The sequence below is a fragment of the Lentzea sp. JNUCC 0626 genome, from assembly GCF_043632865.1.
GTDB lineage: Bacteria > Actinomycetota > Actinomycetes > Mycobacteriales > Pseudonocardiaceae > Lentzea.
Window position 1 is genome coordinate 6,384,152 of record NZ_CP171635.1, and the last position, 13,789, is coordinate 6,397,940.

At 68.5% G+C, this 13,789-nt stretch carries 16 protein-coding genes; 11 read left to right on the forward strand and 5 right to left on the reverse strand.

Going from position 1 to position 13,789, the window contains the following annotated elements:
* Window positions 1-83: 83 nt before the first annotated feature.
* Window positions 84-1,454 carry a cystathionine beta-synthase gene (locus JNUCC0626_RS28915; RefSeq protein WP_394613895.1) on the reverse strand — a complete coding sequence of 457 codons (1,371 nt, stop codon included), beginning with the start codon at window positions 1,452-1,454 and terminating at the stop codon, window positions 84-86.
* A 119-nt stretch (window positions 1,455-1,573) separates the two neighbouring features.
* Between JNUCC0626_RS28915 and JNUCC0626_RS28920 the strand changes: the two genes are divergently transcribed.
* The 3 genes from JNUCC0626_RS28920 to JNUCC0626_RS28930 all read left to right on the forward strand — a co-directional run bounded on the left by JNUCC0626_RS28920 (window position 1,574) and on the right by JNUCC0626_RS28930 (window position 4,138).
* Window positions 1,574-2,443, forward strand: coding sequence for an SGNH/GDSL hydrolase family protein (locus tag JNUCC0626_RS28920; protein ID WP_394613896.1), 870 nt, complete (start codon window positions 1,574-1,576; stop codon window positions 2,441-2,443).
* A 91-nt stretch (window positions 2,444-2,534) separates the two neighbouring features.
* Window positions 2,535-3,755, forward strand: a complete 1,221-nt coding sequence (locus tag JNUCC0626_RS28925; protein WP_394613897.1) for an acetyl-CoA C-acetyltransferase — start codon at window positions 2,535-2,537, stop codon at window positions 3,753-3,755.
* Between the two features lie 173 nt (window positions 3,756-3,928).
* Window positions 3,929-4,138 carry a hypothetical protein gene (locus tag JNUCC0626_RS28930; protein WP_394613898.1) on the forward strand — a complete coding sequence of 70 codons (210 nt, stop codon included), beginning with the start codon at window positions 3,929-3,931 and terminating at the stop codon, window positions 4,136-4,138.
* Here the strand turns inward: JNUCC0626_RS28930 and JNUCC0626_RS28935 are convergent.
* From JNUCC0626_RS28935 to JNUCC0626_RS28945, 3 genes are all read right to left on the reverse strand, one after another.
* Window positions 4,135-4,488 carry a GNAT family N-acetyltransferase gene (locus tag JNUCC0626_RS28935; protein WP_394613899.1) on the reverse strand — a complete coding sequence of 118 codons (354 nt, stop codon included), beginning with the start codon at window positions 4,486-4,488 and terminating at the stop codon, window positions 4,135-4,137. The two genes, JNUCC0626_RS28930 and JNUCC0626_RS28935, sit on opposite strands and share 4 nt — an antisense overlap.
* A gap of 69 nt (window positions 4,489-4,557) precedes the next feature.
* Window positions 4,558-4,893, reverse strand: coding sequence for a HEAT repeat domain-containing protein (locus JNUCC0626_RS28940; protein WP_394613900.1), 336 nt, complete (start codon window positions 4,891-4,893; stop codon window positions 4,558-4,560).
* Between the two features lie 70 nt (window positions 4,894-4,963).
* The gene (locus JNUCC0626_RS28945) at window positions 4,964-5,767 is read right to left on the reverse strand and encodes a Bax inhibitor-1/YccA family protein (protein ID WP_394613901.1); all 804 of its coding nucleotides are present in this window, start codon (window positions 5,765-5,767) and stop codon (window positions 4,964-4,966) included.
* 319 nt (window positions 5,768-6,086) lie between these two features.
* Between JNUCC0626_RS28945 and JNUCC0626_RS28950 the strand changes: the two genes are divergently transcribed.
* From JNUCC0626_RS28950 to JNUCC0626_RS28960, 3 genes are all read left to right on the forward strand, one after another.
* Window positions 6,087-7,475, forward strand: coding sequence for a SpaA isopeptide-forming pilin-related protein (locus JNUCC0626_RS28950; RefSeq protein ID WP_394613902.1), 1,389 nt, complete (start codon window positions 6,087-6,089; stop codon window positions 7,473-7,475).
* Window positions 7,460-8,176, forward strand: a complete 717-nt coding sequence (locus tag JNUCC0626_RS28955; RefSeq protein ID WP_394613903.1) for a class F sortase — start codon at window positions 7,460-7,462, stop codon at window positions 8,174-8,176. The genes JNUCC0626_RS28950 and JNUCC0626_RS28955 overlap by 16 nt, the downstream gene beginning before the upstream one ends.
* 70 nt (window positions 8,177-8,246) lie before the next feature.
* Complete coding sequence (locus JNUCC0626_RS28960; RefSeq protein WP_394613904.1) at window positions 8,247-9,395, forward strand: polysaccharide deacetylase; 1,149 nt, start codon at window positions 8,247-8,249, stop codon at window positions 9,393-9,395.
* Window positions 9,396-9,399: 4 nt separating this feature from the next.
* Here JNUCC0626_RS28960 and JNUCC0626_RS28965 read toward each other — a convergent pair whose 3' ends face one another.
* Window positions 9,400-10,392: a PQQ-dependent sugar dehydrogenase gene (locus tag JNUCC0626_RS28965; protein WP_394613905.1), complete on the reverse strand. Its 993-nt coding sequence runs from the start codon at window positions 10,390-10,392 to the stop codon at window positions 9,400-9,402.
* A 282-nt stretch (window positions 10,393-10,674) separates the two neighbouring features.
* Between JNUCC0626_RS28965 and pqqA the strand changes: the two genes are divergently transcribed.
* From pqqA to pqqB, 5 genes are all read left to right on the forward strand, one after another.
* Window positions 10,675-10,797: a pyrroloquinoline quinone precursor peptide PqqA gene (gene pqqA / locus JNUCC0626_RS28970; RefSeq protein WP_063757028.1), complete on the forward strand. Its 123-nt coding sequence runs from the start codon at window positions 10,675-10,677 to the stop codon at window positions 10,795-10,797.
* A gap of 78 nt (window positions 10,798-10,875) precedes the next feature.
* Window positions 10,876-11,571, forward strand: coding sequence for a pyrroloquinoline-quinone synthase PqqC (gene pqqC / locus JNUCC0626_RS28975; protein ID WP_394613906.1), 696 nt, complete (start codon window positions 10,876-10,878; stop codon window positions 11,569-11,571).
* Window positions 11,568-11,840, forward strand: a complete 273-nt coding sequence (gene pqqD / locus JNUCC0626_RS28980; RefSeq protein ID WP_394613907.1) for a pyrroloquinoline quinone biosynthesis peptide chaperone PqqD — start codon at window positions 11,568-11,570, stop codon at window positions 11,838-11,840. The genes pqqC and pqqD overlap by 4 nt, the downstream gene beginning before the upstream one ends.
* Window positions 11,833-12,912 (forward strand): pyrroloquinoline quinone biosynthesis protein PqqE, encoded by a 1,080-nt coding sequence (gene pqqE / locus JNUCC0626_RS28985; RefSeq protein ID WP_394613908.1) that lies wholly within the window; start codon window positions 11,833-11,835, stop codon window positions 12,910-12,912. The genes pqqD and pqqE overlap by 8 nt, the downstream gene beginning before the upstream one ends.
* Window positions 12,909-13,784, forward strand: coding sequence for a pyrroloquinoline quinone biosynthesis protein PqqB (gene pqqB / locus JNUCC0626_RS28990; RefSeq protein WP_394613909.1), 876 nt, complete (start codon window positions 12,909-12,911; stop codon window positions 13,782-13,784). The genes pqqE and pqqB overlap by 4 nt, the downstream gene beginning before the upstream one ends.
* Window positions 13,785-13,789 lie beyond the last annotated feature (5 nt).

Consider the following 13,789-nt stretch of genomic DNA (forward strand, 5'->3'; position numbering starts at 1 on the left):
CCAACCCCCTTGGCTGGGCCGTGTACGAGTGAGACAGGTGTTGATCTGGGGCGTCACGCTATCGGACGCACGGGGTTCTACGCTCAGCGACCAGCCAAGAACCCCAGAATGTCCTGCCGAGTTACGACACCCGCAGGCTTCCCGTCCTCCAGGACGAGGGCCGCGTCGGCGTGCGAGAGCGCGCTCATCGCGATGCCGACGGGCTCGCCCGCACCGAGCGTGGGCAGCGGCGGCGACATGTGCTTGTCCAAACGGTCGGACAGCTGGGCCTTGCCGGCGAACAGCGCGTCGAGCAGGTCCCGCTCGTTGACGGCGCCCGCGACCTCGGCGGCCATGATGGGCGGCTCGGCGTTGACGATCGGCATCTGGGAGACGCCGAACTCGCGCAGGATCGCGACGGCGTCACCGACGGTCTCGTTCGGGTGGGCGTGCACGAGGTCGGGCAGCATGCCGCCCTTGCGGCGCAGCACGTCGCCGACGGTCGCGCCGGTCGAGTCGGGCGGCAGGAAGCCGTAGGACGCCATCCAGCGGTCGTTGAAGACCTTGGACAGGTAACCGCGGCCGCCGTCCGGGAGGATCACGACCACGACGGCGTCTTCCGGCAGGTCCTTGGCGATGCGCAGCGCCGCGGCGGCCGCCATGCCGCAGGAACCGCCGACGAGCAGGCCCTCCTCGCGGGCGAGGCGGCGGGTGACGTCGAACGAGTCGGCGTCGGAGACCTCGATGATCTGGTCGGCGACGGTCTTGTCGTACGCCTCGGGCCAGAAGTCCTCGCCGACGCCCTCGACCAGGTACGGGCGGCCGGTGCCGCCGGAGTAGACCGAACCCTCCGGGTCGGCGCCGATGACCTGCACCGCGCCGTTGGAGATGTCCTTGAGGTAGCGGCCGGTGCCGGAGATGGTGCCGCCGGTGCCGACGCCCGCGACGAAGTGAGTGATCTTTCCTTCGGTCTGCCGCCAGATCTCGGGGCCGGTCTGGTGGTAGTGGCTCGCCGGGTTCTCCGGGTTGGAGTACTGGTCGGGCTTCCACGCGCCGGGGATCTCGCGGACCAGGCGGTCGGAGACGTTGTAGTACGAGTCGGGGTGCTCGGGCGCGACGGCCGTCGGGCACACCACGACCTCGGCGCCGTAGGCCTTGAGGACGTTGCGCTTGTCCTCGCTGACCTTGTCCGGGCACACGAAGACGCACTTGTAGCCCTTGCGCTGGGCCACGAGCGCGAGGCCGACGCCGGTGTTGCCCGAGGTGGGCTCGACGATCGTGCCGCCGGGCTTCAGCGCACCGGACTTCTCAGCCGCCTCGACCATGCGCAGCGCGATGCGGTCCTTCACGCTGCCGCCGGGGTTCAGGTACTCGACCTTGGCCAGCACCGTGGCCTTGATGCCCGTGGTCAGGGAGTTGAGTTTGACCAGCGGCGTGTTGCCGACCAGATCGACGACGTGCTCGACGTACTCCACCGGTATCTACTCCCCTGTTCCACTCTCCGAGATAGCGGAACGAAGCCTAGCTCTAGTGGCTGCGGAGGTTAATTCGAACGGCGGTGCCGACGATTCCACTGGAGAAGGGGGTGGTGCGGATGATCGGGCTGAGGACGCTGCGGGCGGTGGCCATGACGGCCGCGACGCTCGGAGGACTGTCGGGTGCGGCCATCGGCCTGCTCACTGAGCAGGGCAGACGCGCTCGGACGGCGATCGGCGTGCTGGAACACCTCTGGCCGGCGCCGGACGGGGTGTACCTCGACGACGGCCGCGACCCGCTGCGGTTCGCGGTGCTCGGGGACTCGATGGCGGTGGGCGTCGGTGTGACCCATCCCTCGCAGATGCCGGGCGTGTTGCTGGCCCAGGCGCTCGCGGAGGAGGCCGAACGGCCGGTGCGCCTCTCGACGTACGCCATCAGCGGCTCCACCACCCGTGACCTGGTGCCGCAGGTAAACGCGGCCGTGCTGGACGCCCCGCAGGTCGCGTTGATCATCATCGGCGCGAACGACGTGACGTCGCGGATGGGCACCGCCGAGTCGGCCCGGTTGCTGGCCGAGCAGGTGCGGAAGTTGCGCGCCATCGGGTGCGGCGTCGTCGTCGGCACCTGCCCTGACCTGGGCATCGTGCGGCCGATCCCCCAACCCTTGCGGATGGTCGGACACCGGTACAGCCTGCGGCTCGCGGCCGCGCAGACCGCCGCGGTGCGTCGCGTCGGTGCCGTGCCGGTGTCGTTGGCGAACCTGCTGGCGCCGGAGTTCATGGCACGGCTGGACATGTTCAGCTCGGACCGCTTCCACCCGAGCGCGGCGGGCTACGAGGCCGCGGCGGGCGTGCTGCTGGCGCCGTTGTGCCAGGTGGCCGGGCTGCAACCGGGCTGGGTCGCGCCGGTGCTGCCGTTGCGGTCGGCGGCGGCTCTGGCCGTGCGGCCGTCACGGGTGCCGTCGTGGCTGCTGAAGCGGCACGCCTGAGTTTCGGAATTCTCGTCACTCGCGCTGGCCGGGGTGAGCGGGCGTTAACTAGGCTCGACGGCAACCCTGACTCTCAACGAGGAGTTTCGTGATGCCTGAGGCAGTGATCGTCTCCGCCGCCCGCTCCCCCATCGGACGCGCGGGCAAGGGTTCGCTGAAGGACGTCCGTCCCGACGACCTGGTGGCGCGGATGATCCGCGCGGCGCTGGACAAGGTGCCGCAGCTCGACCCCGCGCAGATCGACGACCTGATGCTCGGCTGCGGCCTGCCCGGCGGCGAGCAGGGCTTCAACATGGCCCGTGTCGTGTCCGTGCTGCTGGGCTACGACAACCTGCCCGGCACGACCGTGACCCGGTACTGCGCCTCGTCGTTGCAGACCACGCGCATGGCGCTGCACGCCATCAAGGCGGGCGAGGGCGACGTGTTCATCTCGGCCGGTGTCGAGACGGTGTCGCGGTTCGCCAAGGGCAGCTCCGACTCGTGGCCGGACACGCACAACCCGCTGTTCGGCGAGGCCGAGGCGCGCACGGCCTCCGTTGCTGCTTCCGGCGCTTCCGAGTGGATCGACCCGCGCACGCTCGACGTCGTCCCGGACGTCTACATCCCGATGGGCCAGACCGCCGAGAACCTGGCGCTGCTCAAGGGCGTCTCGCGCCAGGAGATGGACGAGTTCGGCGTCCGGTCGCAGAACCTCGCCGAGAAGGCGATCGCGGACGGCTTCTGGGCCCGCGAGATCACCCCGGTCGAACTGCCCGACGGCACGATCGTCTCCGCTGACGACGGCCCGCGCGCCGGGGTCACCTACGAGGCCGTGTCGCAGCTCAAGCCGGTCTTCCGCCCCGACGGCCGGATCAACGCCGGCAACTGCTGCCCGCTCAACGACGGCGCGGCGGCCCTCGTGATCATGTCCGACACCAAGGCCCAGCAGCTCGGCATCACGCCGCTGGCCCGCATCGTGTCGACCGGCGTCTCGGGCCTCTCGCCGGAGATCATGGGCCTCGGCCCGGTCGAGGCCTCGAAGCGCGCCCTCGCGCTGGCCGGCCTGTCGGTCTCCGACATCGACCTCGTCGAGATCAACGAGGCGTTCGCCGCCCAGGTCATCCCGTCCTACCAGGACCTCGGCATCGATCTGGACCGGCTGAACGTCAACGGTGGCGCCATCGCCGTCGGCCACCCGTTCGGCATGACGGGCGCGCGCATCACGACGACCTTGATCAATTCGCTCCAGTTCCACGACAAGCAGTTCGGCCTCGAGACGATGTGCGTCGGCGGCGGCCAGGGCATGGCGATGGTCATCGAGCGCCTGAGCTGAGCGTTTGCTCGTTTTCGGACAAGATCTGCAAATTGAAGCTTGCAAGTAGCTCCGCTTCACCCGAACGGAGCTACTTGCAAGCCCCCTTTCTGCCGATGAGATGAATCGTCGCCCAATGGCGTCATCTGGCGAGGGGAAGTCCGTCCCTACCGATGAGTAAGGAGGGGTCGGACATGCCCTATGTGTGGTGGCAAAGCGAATATGACCTGCAATGCCATGCTTTCTCTCTCGATCAAGCCGATGGCCCGCGCAGCTTTTACGAGGCGGTTTGCGACCATTCGGTGCCAGACGAACGAGTCTCGCGGGCGCAGGCGGGCGCGCTCTGCATGGACTGCCTGATCAAGGTCGGCACCGAACTACCGGACGTGCGCTGGCGGGTCTAGACCCGTTTCATGCCGATACTCGCCGGTGCGCTCTCCACGAACCCGTGTCGTGCGTAGAGACGACGGCCGGGCGGGTCGGCCAGCAGGTTGACGTACGCGTTGGGCGCGTGCGCTTCGATGCGATCGACCAACGCGGTGAGGATCGCGTCACCGATGCCTTTGCGTTGATGATCCGGCAGCACCGCCATGTCGATGATGTGGAAGTACCAACCGCCGTCGCTGAGCACCCGGCCCATGCCGACGGTTTCCCCCGATTCCACGTGAACGACAATCGCACTGGCCCACGCGCCGTCGATGCCGTTTTCGGCTTCTTGCCTGGTGCGCGCACTCAGTCCGGATTCCTGCCGCAAGCGCAGGTAGTCGTCGACCGATGGCGGTTCCAGGACGAGTCGATAAGCCGAATCCACCGCAATTCCCCCTCAGTTGTGCGCATTGTTCGCGCGATGACGATAGAGGGCGGTGCGCGCCTCTTTGGTGTCGAGCTTCTGGAGACCGGTGGCGGCCCAGCTCGCGAACGACTCGTCCTCGTGATCCAGGTGTTCGACCAGGATCGGCAACGCCTCGGGTGATCGCGCGTCACCGATCAGTTCGAGCAGCCAGCAACGCAGGCCGTGGTCCTCTTCCGTCCGGAACGCGGCGATCAACTCGTCGAGGTGCTCTGCCGCGTGCGGTCGCAACGTCCAGAACCCGTCCTCCCGGGCCTGCGGATCACGGCGGCGCATCATCCGCATGCACTCGTCGAACCTGTTCGTCATGTCTCCCCCGTGAGAAACGCCGAAGGGGCGCCCCGCCGAAGCAGGACGCCCCTCCAGCACACCCGAAGCGTCAGTCCGAGTTGAAGTACGACAGCAGGCGCAGGATCTCGGTGTACAGCCACACGAGGGTGACGGTGAGACCGAACGCGATCTGCCACGCGAACTTGGCCGGCACGCCGGCGCGGATGGCCTGGTCGGCCGCGTCGAAGTCGATCAGGAAGCTGAACGCCGCGAGGCCGATGCAGACGAGGCTGAAGATGATGGCGATCGGGCCGCCCGAGCGGATGCCGAGGCCCTCACCGGAGCCGAAGAAGCTCAGGATGAAGTTGAACAGCATCAGCACGCCGACACCGATGATGGCGCCGGTGATCCACTTGGTGAACTTCGGCGTCACGCGGACAGCGCCGGTCTTGTAGACCACGAGCATGCCGAGGAACACGCCGAGCGTGCCGATCACGGCCTGGCCGATGACCGCGATGCCGTTGCCGGGCACCACGTTGTCCAGCGCACGACCGATGATGTAGCTGATGCCACCGAGGAAGATGCCCTCCGCGACGGCGTACGCGATGACGAGCGGCGGGCTCGGGTTGCGCTTGAACATGATGATCAGCGCGAGCACGAGGCCGACGATCGCCGCGGGGAACGCGAGGGCGTACAGCCCCGACACGAACGTGGCGACCGCACCGACGGCGACCACGCCGAGGGTGATGGCGGTCTTGGTGACGACGTCGTCGATCGTCATCGGCCGCTCGCTGGTCAGCGGCGGCGGGCCCTGCTGGTAGCCAGCCTGGTCTGGCTGGCCGAAGCCTGCGTAGCCTCCGTACCCGCCGCCGGTCGGCAGGTTACGGAAAGCCGGGTTGCTGCTCGAGCGCACCTGGTCCTCCTGGGGCGTTGCTTTACGCCGTCACTGGATACAACGAGCACGTTCCGTGCCGTGTTCCCCGTCGGTAAAGGCGACTTTACCCGCAACGACGATCACACGTGCGCAAATACTGCGCTAACTCCGGAGCGTAGTGAGACTACGGCGTGTCGCGGCGTGTCACCCACGATGGGCGTAATGCCCGTCACATTCCAATCACGTTCACACCCTCAGTAGCGCGAGACTTCCCCCTCGTGGCGGCTTGTCCCCGGTGTGGGGGACCGACAAGCTCGCACGCGGGATACACACAGGTCAGAGGGGATCACGATTCACCATGGGCTGGAAACGTCTGGCCGCCGTGGCGATGGTTTCGGGGCTCGCGCTCCTCACCGTCCCCGCGACGGCGACAGCTGTCGGCGTCAAGGGCATCGGCCACAACGCGTCCGGGCTCCAGCCCAACGCCACACCCGGTAGCGAGTGGCACGGCTCATACGTCTGGCAGGGCAAGCACGTGTGGTGCGTGCAGTACGCACTGCCCGCGCCGGACAGCAACGTCGGCTACCAGGAAGGCGACGAGCTCAAGACCAAGGCCGGCAAGTCGCTCGCCCCGGACATCGCGGCGAACATCTCCTACCTGCTGCTGCGCTACTCCACGACGCAGTCGCCGGACGAGGCCGCGGCGCTCGCGCACCTGCTGCACACGTGGACGTCCGTCGTGGACGGTCCGGTGCGGCTCGACACGACCGACCCGAAGCTCCTCGCCTACGACTCCGCCTTCTACGCCGCGCGCCTGCCGCAGTCCGTCATGGACACCGTCGCGCGCATCAAGGCCGACGCCGAGGCCAACCGCGGCCCGTGGAAGCTCACCGCGACCGCGCCGAAGGAACCGCTGATCATCGGCGCCGAGTCCACCTGGACCACGTCGTTGCTCAAGGCGAACGACAAGGGCGTCACGAACGCCCCGATCGCCTTCACGCTGACCGACGCGAAGCTCGCCGACGGCTCGACCAGCGGCACGGCCAAGACCGGTGCCGACGGCAGCCCGGCCGCGATCAAGCTGATCGCCACCGGCCCGAAGCCCGCGATCGCCGTCACCGCGGACTCCCCCGCCGACCGTCCCGTCGTGCACTTCCCGATCCAGACCGAGAACATGCAGCGCATGGTCACGACCGGTGGCGAGAAGAAGCTGAACGCCGGCGCGAACACCACCGCGAAGACCGCTCCGGGCGCCGTGAAGATCACGAAGATCGACTCGGAGACCAAGAAGGCCATCCCGGGCGTCGCGCTGCGCGTCACCGCGAAGGACCAGACGAAGCCCGCGAAGAAGCAGGACGACACGGACCTCGTCGGCACGGACGGCAAGCCGCTGGTGCTGCAGACCGGCCCCGACGGCACGGTCGAGGTGCCGGACCTGCGCACGCCGCAGGAGATCTGCCTCGTCGAGGTGGCCGCCCCCAAGGGTTATGAGGAGTTCTTCGACCCGAAGGCGCCGCCGTCGGCGTGCGGTGCGGTCGCGGCGGGCCAGACGCTCGCGCTCGAACTGGTGAACAAGCCGAACACGCCCGTGGTGCCGAGCACGATCCCGGCGGGTGCGGACGGCCAGACGCCGGTCGCGACCGCGTCGTTCGACACGCAGCTGCGTCCGGGCCTGATGCTCGGCGTGGGTGGACTGGTGCTGCTCGGTGCGGCGCTGGCAGGCTTCCTGGTGTGGCGCAGGCAGTGAGTCCGAAGGCTTTTCTGACCGGTGCGCTGGTGGCGGGCATTGCCGCCGCCGGCGTGCTGGTCGGCACGTCCGAGACCGAGGTCCTGCGCGGGCGCGCGGTCGCGGACGAGATCCCGGTGGTCGGGCCGGGGCCGGTGGCGGACAGCCTGAGCACCGGCCGCGGTCCTGACCTCACCGGGTTGCTCGGCGGGGCGAACACGGACAACGCCAAGCCCGCCGATCCCCCACCGCAGCAACAACAACAGCAGCCCGCGCCGCCCAAGGCCGGACCGGGTTCGGTGCGGCTGCCCGCGGGCGGGTCGGCGACGCTCGTGCGCAAAGAGGTCAAGGACGGCGTGCTGCCGGTGCCGGACGGCATCGGCGAGGCGACGTGGTGGGGCACCGAGCTCGCGGGCGCGGAGGGCGCCACGGTGCTCGCCGGGCACGTCGACTGGAAGGGCGCGAAGGGCCCGTTCGCGGAGCTGTGGCAGGCGCAGAACGGCCGTGAGGTCGTGATCGCCGACAGCGCGGGCAAGGAGTTCAAGTTCCGCATCAAGCAGATCGAGACCGTGCGCAAGGAAGAGCTGCCTGCGCGCGCGATGGAGTTCTTCGGTCCGCGCGGCCCTCATCGGCTCGTGCTCGTCACGTGCGGCGGCACGTGGATCGGTGGTCAGCAGGGGTACGAGGCGAACCGGGTCGTGATCGCCGAACCCGTTCTGTGACCAATTGCCCACCTCGCGCAACCCGTTCGGGTAACCAGTCGTCTCCTTTAGTGTGAAACGGTGGGGATGGTTGACCACGGGCCTGGCTCTGGGGCTGGTTCTAGCGATGGTGTTCACGCTCGGCTCGAACAAGGAGCCGGCGAACCAGGCTGATTCAGGTCCGTTGCCGATGGCACCGCGACTGCCCGCTCCCAAGGACGCCGGGCCGACGCCGACGGTGCCCGCGCCGTCCCCCGAGCAGATCGCCGCGCAGCCGTGGATGCGCAAGCTCGGACCCGGCGAGAAGCCGCCGCAGTTCGTCCTCTTCTCGTTCGACGGCGCGGTGTCGAAGCAGCACTGGGACAAGGTCCTGCCCATCGCGAAGGACAAGAAAGCGCACGTCACCGGCCTGCTGTCGGGCGTCTACATGCTGGCCGACGCGGACAAGAACCAGTACCAGCCGCCCGCGGGCCTCAAGCGCGGCGTCTCCGACATCTCGTTCGGCGGCACCAGGCAGGACATCACGGCCCGCATCGGCTACCTGAACCAGGTGATCGCCGACGGCCACGAGATCGGCACGCACTACAACGGCCACTTCTGCTCCGGCGGCACCCAGCCGTCCGTCGACAAGTGGGACAACGCGGCCTGGAACGCGGAGCTGGACCAGTTCCGGCAGATCGTCGACAAGTCGCGCGCCGCGGGCCTGAACCTGCCCGCCGACGCGGTCCGGGGTGGACGGACGCCGTGCCTGGAAGGCAACTGGGATCAGGCTTTCCCGGCGATGGCCGCGCACGGACTGGTCTACGACACCAGCAAGGTCGCGCTCGGCGTGCAGTGGCCGACCGTCCAGAACGGACTGTACGAGTTCCCGATGCCCGAGGTCCGCGTGCCCGCGCTGGGCAAGCAGGTCGTGATGATGGACTTCAACCTCTGGTACTCGCTGAACCAGGCGAAGGACCAGCCGGAACGCGCCGCGGACTTCTCCCAGATCGTGCTCGACACCTACAAGTCGGTGCACCAGGCCGCGTTGAACGGCAACCGCGCGCCGATCGTCGTCGGCAACCACTTCAACGAGTGGAACGGCAACGCGTTCTCCACGGCGATGGAGCAGTTCATGGAGTTCGTGTGCGACAAGCCGGAGACGGTGTGCGCCACCTACACCGAGGTGATCCAGTGGATGCAGCTGCAGGATCCGGCGGTGCTGGACCAGCTCCGCCGGATGCCCGCTGCTCGCAACTGAAGTTCTAGCCGTCGGTGGAGATGATCCGGTCGTCGTTGGCGCCCGGTGAGCCGTTCGCGTCCTGATTGGACGTTCCGAGCCACAGCGTGCCGTCCGGCGCCGGAGTCACCGCGCGCACCCGGCCGTAGCTCGAGAACACCGCCTGCGGGGTGCCGAGCGTCGTGCCGTTCACCGGGATCTTCCAGACGCGCTTGCCGGTGACGGCACCGACGTAGAGGGCGTTCTTGTAGAAGGCGACGCCCGCGGGCCCGGCCTGGCTCGTCGACCAGGTCTTGACCGGGTTGGTCATGCCCGCGGTGTTGCAGTTGCCCTCACACGTCGGCCAGCCGTAGTTCTTGCCGGCCTCGATGCGGTTGAGCTCGTCGGTCGAGTTGTTGCCGAACTCCGTGGCGTACGCGGTGTTGCCGATCCACGTGATGCCCTGGACGTTGCGGTGGCCGATCGAGTAGACGACGCTGCCGGCGCGAGGGTTGCCGGCAGCGGGTTTGCCCGCCGCGTCGAAGCGGAGGACCTTGCCGCCCAACGAGTTCCAGTTCTGCGCGTTGGCCGTGTTCTGGCCGTCGCCCGTGGTGGCCCACAGGAAGCCGTCCGGACCCCACTCGAGGCCGCCGCCGTTGTGGTAGCGGTTCTTGGGGATGCCGGTGACGATCGGCTGCGGGGTGCCGCCGAGCTGGAGCTTGGCGACGCGGTTGTCGCTGGCCGTCGAGTAGTAGATGAAGACCGAGTTGTCGGTCGCGAACGTCTTCGACACGGCGAGGCCGAGCAGGCCGCCCTCGCCGTTCGTGGTCTGGGCCTGTTCGACCGTGTCCAGTTCGGTCACGGTCGTGCCCTTGATCTTCTTGATCTTGCGGGTGTCCCGCTCGGTGAAGATCCCGCTGCCGTCCGGCAGGAACTCGATGTCCCACGGGATGTCGAGCTTCGTGGCGAGGGTGCGTTCCGCCAGCGTGGACGGCCCGTCCTGGGCCGACGCGGGCAGCACGCACAGGGTTGCGGCCACGGCAGTGCAGGCTGCCGCTGCTGCGATACGACGAGCACGCATGGAGTGCTCTCCTTAGGGTCCGCTCGAATTAGTCTGCGGCGGCGGTGTTGCAGGGCGTGTTTACGCAATCACAGATCGCAGCCACCCGCAACGCTCGCTCGTTGTTCCGGGAACGACAGCTTCGCGGACCAGCTCTGGACCTCGACGCCCTTCACCCCATACCGTGTGGTTCGCCGCCGCACTCACGGAAAGCGCTTGCCCGCCTCACGGCCGGCGAGCCGGAGACCGAGGAGTTGCGCCATGAACGTTGCCGTCCCGACCACCGAGACGAAGCTTCCCGAAGTCAAGCGCGAGTGGGTCAAGCCCGACTTCCGCGACTTCGAGACGCCGATGGAGGTCACCGCCTACGCGGCCCGCAGCTGACGTCAGGCATCGCGCCGGGGTTTCTGGTCTGCTACCGGGAACCCCGGCTCCGCGCGTCGTTCCTGGAGGTTTCCGCCCATGTCTGCCGTTGCCCCTGCGGAGTTCGTCGCCGAGTTGCGCGCCCTCGCACCCCGGTACTGGGACAGCCACCCGTTCCACCTGCGCATGCACGCAGGCCGGCTGAGCAAGCACGAACTGCAGGCGTGGGCCGCGAACCGCTGGTACTACCAGCGGTGCATCGCGCAGAAGGACGCCGCGATCCTGTCCAACTGCCCGTCGCCGGAAATCCGGCGCCAGTGGCGGGAGCGGATCATCTGGCACGACGGCACGCAGCCGGGCGAAGGTGGTGCGGAGAACTGGATCCGTCTCGCGGAGGCCGTCGGGCTGACGCGGGAGGAGGTGCTCGACGAACGGCACGTGCTGCCCGGCACTCGGTTCGCCGTGGACGCATATGTGAACTTCGCGCGCACGCGGCCGTGGGTGACCGGGATCGCCTCCGGGCTCACCGAGATGTTCTCGGGTGCGTTGATGCGCAGGCGTTTGACGGCGTTGCGGGAGCAGTACCCGTGGATCGCCGAGGAGGGCTTCGCCTACTTCACCCATCGCATCCAGGCGGTCGCCGGTGAAGGACAGGCCACTTTGGACATCGTCGTGGAGCATTCGCGGACCCGTGAGCAGCAGCTCGAGGCGGTGGCCGCGCTGTCGTTCAAGTGCGACGTGCTGCGGGCCGTGCTGGACGCGGTCGACTACTACTCGGGCAAGGGCAAGCCGTGACAACGGCCCTGGACTCGGTGCCGCGGATCCGGCGCGGGGTGAAGTGCACCTACGACCAGATCCGCTCGGCGCACGTGGTGCTGTTCCCCGAGGGGGTGCTGGTGCTGAACGAGACGGCCGCATCCGTTGTGGCGCTTTGTGATGGCGTTCGGTCGGTCGGCGACATCGCGGTGGTGCTGGCGGACGAGTACAGCGGCGTGGAGCCGTCGGACGTGGCCGCGCTGGTGTCGCGGCTGGTCGAGCGGAGGGTGGTGGACGTCGATGGCTGAGGCGCCGTTCGGACTGCTGGCGGAGCTGACGCACCGGTGCCCGTTGCAGTGCGGGTACTGCTCGAACCCGCTGGAGCTGGTGCGGCGGGAGGCCGAGCTGTCGACCGAGGACTGGCGGCGGGTGTTCGACCAGGCCCGGTCGCTCGGCGCGTTGCAGATCCACCTGTCCGGCGGCGAACCGTTGCTGCGGCCGGATCTGCCCGAGCTGGTGGCGCACGCGAACAGCCTCGGGTGCTACGTCAACCTGGTCACGTCCGGCGTCGGGCTGTCGCGCGACCGGTTGCGAACGTTGGCCTCGCTCGGTGTCGATCACGTGCAGCTCTCGTTGCAGGACGCGACCCGCGCCGGGAACGACCGGATCGCGGGCATCAAGGCGTTCGACCGCAAGGTGGAGGCGGCGGCGTTCGTGCTGGAGGAGGGGCTGCCGCTGACCGTGAACACGGTGCTGCACCGGCAGAACCTCGACAACATCGCCGGCATCATCGCGATGGCCGAGCAGATGGGCGCCGAACGGCTGGAGCTCGCCAACACCCAGTACTACGGGTGGGCGTTGCGCAACCGGGCCGTGCTGCTGCCGACCCGCGAGCAGCTGGCCGTCGCCGATCCGATCGTCGCCGCCGCGCAGGCGAGGTTGAAGGGGCGGATGGAGATCGTCTACGTCATCGCGGACTACCACGAGGCGCATCCGAAGCCGTGCATGTACGGGTGGGGTGCGCGGCAGTTGACGGTGGCGCCGAACGGGGACGTGCTCCCCTGCCCCGCCGCTTCGGTGATCTCGTCCTTGCAGATCGAGAACGTGCTTTCTTCGTCGTTGCACGACATCTGGCACGACTCGCCGTCGTTCAACGCGTACCGCGGGTTCGGCTGGATGCAGGACCCGTGCCGGTCGTGCCCGCGCAAGGAGATCGACTTCGGCGGGTGCCGCTGCCAGGCGTTCCAGCTGACCGGTGATGCCGCGGCGACCGATCCCGTGTGCTCGCTGTCTCCCGCGCGGTCCACTGTGGACCTGATTCTGGAGACCGAGATGAAGCCTGCGGCCGAACCCGCGATGGCGATGAGGAAGATGCGGTGAAGGCGGTTCTGCTCGGCACGACGGCCGGTGGTGGGTTCCCGCAGTGGAACTGCGCTTGTGCTCTGTGCGTCCGTGCGCGGTCCGGTTCGTTGCCCTCGCGGACCCAGGACTGCCTGGCGATCAGCGCGGACGGCACCGACTGGTGGCTGGTCAACGCCTCGCCGGACATCCGCACGCAGATCGCCGGGTGTTCGGTCCTGGACCCCGGTCCCGGCGCGCGGGAGACCCCGTTGCGCGGGGCGTTGTTCACCGACGCCGAGCTTGATCACACGCTCGGTTTGCTGACGTTGCGCGGCGGGGCGGGGCTGACGGTGTGGGCGCCGGGACCGGTGCTGCACGCGTTGCAGGACCAGTTCGACCTGCGTTCGGTGATCGACGGGTACGCGCCCGTGGCGTGGCGGCAGGTGGACGGCGACTTCGACCTCGGGGGCCTGCGGGTGTCGGCGATCCCGATCAGCGGCAAGCGGCCGAAGTACGCCCGATCGTCCACTGTGGACGGCCACTGGGTGGTGGCGTACCGGTTCTTCGACCCGGCCACCGGTGGGGTGCTGGTGTACGCGCCGTGCCTGGCGTCGTGGCCGCCCGGCTTCGACGAGGTGGTGGCCGATGCCTCGTGCGTGCTGCTGGACGGCACGTTCTACGCGGCGTCGGAGATGGGGTCGGCGACCGGCAGCTCGTCCGGGCAGGCCGCGATGGGGCACCTGCCGATCACGGCCAGCCTGCCTGAGCTGCGCCGATTCCCTGCCGTGCGGCGGATCTACACGCATCTGAACAACACCAATCCGGTGCTCGACCCGGCCTCGCCTGAGTCTTCGAAACTGCGCGAGGCGGGCGTCGAGGTCCCGTTGGACGGCACGGTCCTGGAGATCTAGGCCAG

Bases quoted from the DNA above. Each gene is read 5' to 3' on its own strand.
- JNUCC0626_RS28920 (WP_394613896.1), top strand. From the start codon at position 1,574: ATGATCGGGCTGAGGACGCTGCGGGCGGTGGCCATGACGGCCGCGACG.
- JNUCC0626_RS28925 (WP_394613897.1), top strand. From the start codon at position 2,535: ATGCCTGAGGCAGTGATCGTCTCCGCCGCCCGCTCCCCCATCGGACGC.
- JNUCC0626_RS28930 (WP_394613898.1), top strand. From the start codon at position 3,929: ATGCCCTATGTGTGGTGGCAAAGCGAATATGACCTGCAATGCCATGCT.
- JNUCC0626_RS28940 (WP_394613900.1), bottom strand. From the start codon at position 4,893: ATGACGAACAGGTTCGACGAGTGCATGCGGATGATGCGCCGCCGTGAT.
- JNUCC0626_RS28950 (WP_394613902.1), top strand. From the start codon at position 6,087: ATGGGCTGGAAACGTCTGGCCGCCGTGGCGATGGTTTCGGGGCTCGCG.
- pqqA (WP_063757028.1), top strand. From the start codon at position 10,675: ATGAACGTTGCCGTCCCGACCACCGAGACGAAGCTTCCCGAAGTCAAG.
- pqqC (WP_394613906.1), top strand. From the start codon at position 10,876: ATGTCTGCCGTTGCCCCTGCGGAGTTCGTCGCCGAGTTGCGCGCCCTC.
- pqqE (WP_394613908.1), top strand. From the start codon at position 11,833: ATGGCTGAGGCGCCGTTCGGACTGCTGGCGGAGCTGACGCACCGGTGC.